Annotated in this window: 2 protein-coding genes and 1 pseudogene; all 3 read right to left on the reverse strand. The window is 68.1% G+C overall.

Features of this window, described 5'->3' with window-relative positions; translation table 11 throughout:
• A pseudogene (locus tag IRZ12_RS16940) lies at nucleotides 1-223 on the reverse strand (ABC transporter permease); the annotation flags it as partial.
• A complete protein-coding gene (locus IRZ12_RS16945) occupies nucleotides 216-1,301 on the reverse strand; it encodes an ABC transporter permease (RefSeq protein ID WP_296471072.1) in 1,086 nt (361 codons plus the stop codon). The pseudogene IRZ12_RS16940 and the gene IRZ12_RS16945, both read right to left, overlap by 8 nt.
• The gene (locus tag IRZ12_RS16950) at nucleotides 1,288-2,802 is read right to left on the reverse strand and encodes an ABC transporter ATP-binding protein (RefSeq protein ID WP_296471075.1); all 1,515 of its coding nucleotides are present in this window, start codon (nucleotides 2,800-2,802) and stop codon (nucleotides 1,288-1,290) included. The genes IRZ12_RS16945 and IRZ12_RS16950 overlap by 14 nt, the downstream gene beginning before the upstream one ends.
• Between the last annotated feature and the right edge of the window lie 173 nt (nucleotides 2,803-2,975).

The following is a 2,975-nucleotide window of genomic DNA, read 5'->3' on the forward strand; positions in this document are numbered from 1 at the left end:
TGACAGGCACAGCGCCAGCCCCCGCCCCGGCCGCCAAGCCCGCCCACGTGCTTCCCGCGTGGAACGCCATGGCAAAGCCGGCCGCGGCGGCGAGCGACATCATGCCCTCGGCGCCCAGGTTGATGACGCCGGCCCGTTCGTGCAACGTGAGGCCAAGGGCCGCCAATGCGAGCGGCGTGCCCGCATTCAAGGTCGCGGCAAGGAGCGAGAGCAGGCTATCCATGCCATCCCCTCGCCGCGCCGAAGGGATGGCGCAACCGGATGCGATACCGCACCAAGGTATCGCCCAGCAACAGCAAGGCCAGCGCCAGGCCCTGGAATATGCCGACGATGGAAGCCGGCATGCCCAGGCGCGACTGCGCCAGCTCGCCGCCGATGTACAGCGCCGCCATCACGATGCTGGCCGCGAATGCCCCGGCCGGATGCAAGCGCCCCAGGAATGCGGCGATCACGGCGGCAAAGCCGTAGCCCGGCGACACGGAGCTCGTAAGCCGCTGCATCGGTCCGGCAACCTCCCCGATCCCGGCCAGGCCGGCCAAGGCCCCGCAGGTCAACATCGACGCCCACAAGGCTTGGCGCGACGAGTAGCCGGCATATCGAGCCGCCGCAGGCGCCGCCCCTGCCACGCGCAGGCGAAACCCGGCGTGAAAGCGGGACAGGAACAGCCAGGCCCCCACGACGGCGAGCAGAGCCAACAACCATCCGGCGTGCGCGCGCGTGCCCTCCCAAAGCGCCGGCAGCAAGGCGGCCTCCTCGAACGAGCGGGATTGCGGAAAGTTAAAGCCGTACGGATCACGCCAGGGCCCGAACACGAGATATCCGAGCAACAACTGAATGACGTAAGTGAGCATCAGGCTCACCAACATCTCGTTGGCGCCATACCTGTCCTTGAGCCACGCGGTGACCGCCGCCCACGCCATGCCCCCGAGCATGCCTGCCACCATGACCAGGCACACGTATCCTCGCCAGGTTTCGGGGCCAGCCAGGAGCGCCACGCCGGCGCCGGCCACCGCGCCCGCCACCAACTGGCCCTCGGCGCCGATGTTCCAGACATTGGCCCGAAAGCAAATCGATAGCCCCACCGCACACAGGGCGAGGGGTGCAGACTTGACGGCCAGTTCGCCCCATGCATAGAGGCCATTGAACGGCTCGACCAGGAATAGGCGCAGCCCCTGCCACGGATCGACGCCCAATAGCGCAAAGAGCGCGGCGCCGCCCGCCATGGTCAGCGCCAACGCCGCGAGCGGCGACAGCCATGCCGCCCACCGCGAGGCGGATACGCGCGGCTCAAGCTGGATCATGATCCCACCTTCCTTCCATCCATCGGCTCAATATCTCGGCGTTCAGGCGATCGCGTGCCATGGCGGGCGAAAGGCTGCCGCCCGCCATGACCGCGACGCGATCACAGATGGCGAGCAGCTCATCGATGTCCTCGGAAATGATCAACGCCGCGCCGCCGGCATGGCGCAAACCGATCAGCGCCTCGCGGATGCGCATCGCCGCGCCGACGTCCACGCCCCAGGTGGGCTGGGCCGCGACCAGGACGCGGGGGGCCCCCTCCAATTCCCGGCCCACCACGAACTTCTGCAGGTTGCCGCCCGACAGGTTGCGGGCAGGCGTGCGCGGGGAAACCGCCTTCACCCCATATCGGTCGATGATGCGGGCTGCCGCAGCGACGAGGTGGCGCCGGCGCAGCCAGCCCCGCCGCGTCGCCTGCGCGGCCGGTAGGGTCAACAGCACGTTCTCGTCCAGGCCCATGTCCGGCACGGACCCGCGCCCCAGGCGCTCCTCAGGTATGGCGCGCAGGCCCAGGGCGCGCCGCTCGACCGGCCCCAGGTTCCCAGCAGGCCGGCCCATCAGGTGGATGGCGTCGTGGGGAACGCCCGTCTCCTCGCCCGACAACGCAGAGAACAGCAAGCCTTGTCCGTTGCCGGACATACCCGCCACGCCGAGGATTTCACCTGCTCGCAATTCGAACGACACGTCGCGCAGCCCGACCCGCTGGCCCGGCGGCGCGCAGATCGACAAACCACGCACGCCCAACAGCGGCTCGCCCCCCGCGCGTGACGCCGGCACCCGTATCTCGTTGACCGCGCTGCCGAGCATCAAGGTCGCCAGGGCTTCCTGCGACATGGACCGCGGATCGACCGTCGCGACCGTCCTGCCTGCTCGCAGCACCGTGCAGCGATCGCACAAGTCGCGTATTTCTGCCAGCTTGTGGCTAATGTAGACGATGCTGCAGCCCTCGGACGCCAACTGGCGCAAAGTAGAAAAAAGTGCAGCCCGGGCGGCGAAGGACAGCACCGAGGTCGGTTCGTCCAGGATCAGCAACTGCGGGCGCGTCGCCAATGCGCGCAGCAATTCGACGCGTTGGCGCTCTCCGATCGACAAATCGCCCACATACGCATCGGGACGCAGATCAAGGCGATAACGCTCGATCAGAGAGGCCAGCGATGCCTCGTCGCCCCGGGAGGCTCGCCCCGCCGGCAGTCCGAGCGAGACGTTCTGTGCCACGGTCAGGGTCTCGAACAGCTGGAAATGCTGGAAAACCATCCCTATGCCGAGCGCGCGCGCATCGTCCGGCGCGCGCAGCCTGACGGGGCGGCCGTTCCACAGGATTTCTCCGGCGTCGGGCGCGATCACGCCGTAGACGATTTTCACCAGGGTCGATTTGCCGGCGCCGTTTTCGCCCAGCACGGCGTGGATCTCGCCGGGCGCCACGGCCAACGAGACATCGTCGTTCGCGAGGACGCCGGGATACTGCTTGGTGATCCCTCGCAATTCGAGTCGATGAACAGCCATGGCCTCAGCGTGGTGGGAGAACGAGGGGCCATTGTAGAACGCACGCCTGCAGCCTTCGCCCCCATCCCGGCGGGCAAAAAAAAGCGTCCCGGAGCGGGACGCCATTCTTGCCATCATTGCATCAGGGCCCGGGCCGGACCCGGAACGCGATGCGATCCGGCTTGGCTCGCACC

Source organism: Pigmentiphaga sp. (assembly GCF_019689535.1).
In the GTDB taxonomy this organism is placed as follows: Bacteria; Pseudomonadota; Gammaproteobacteria; order Burkholderiales; family Burkholderiaceae_B; genus Pigmentiphaga.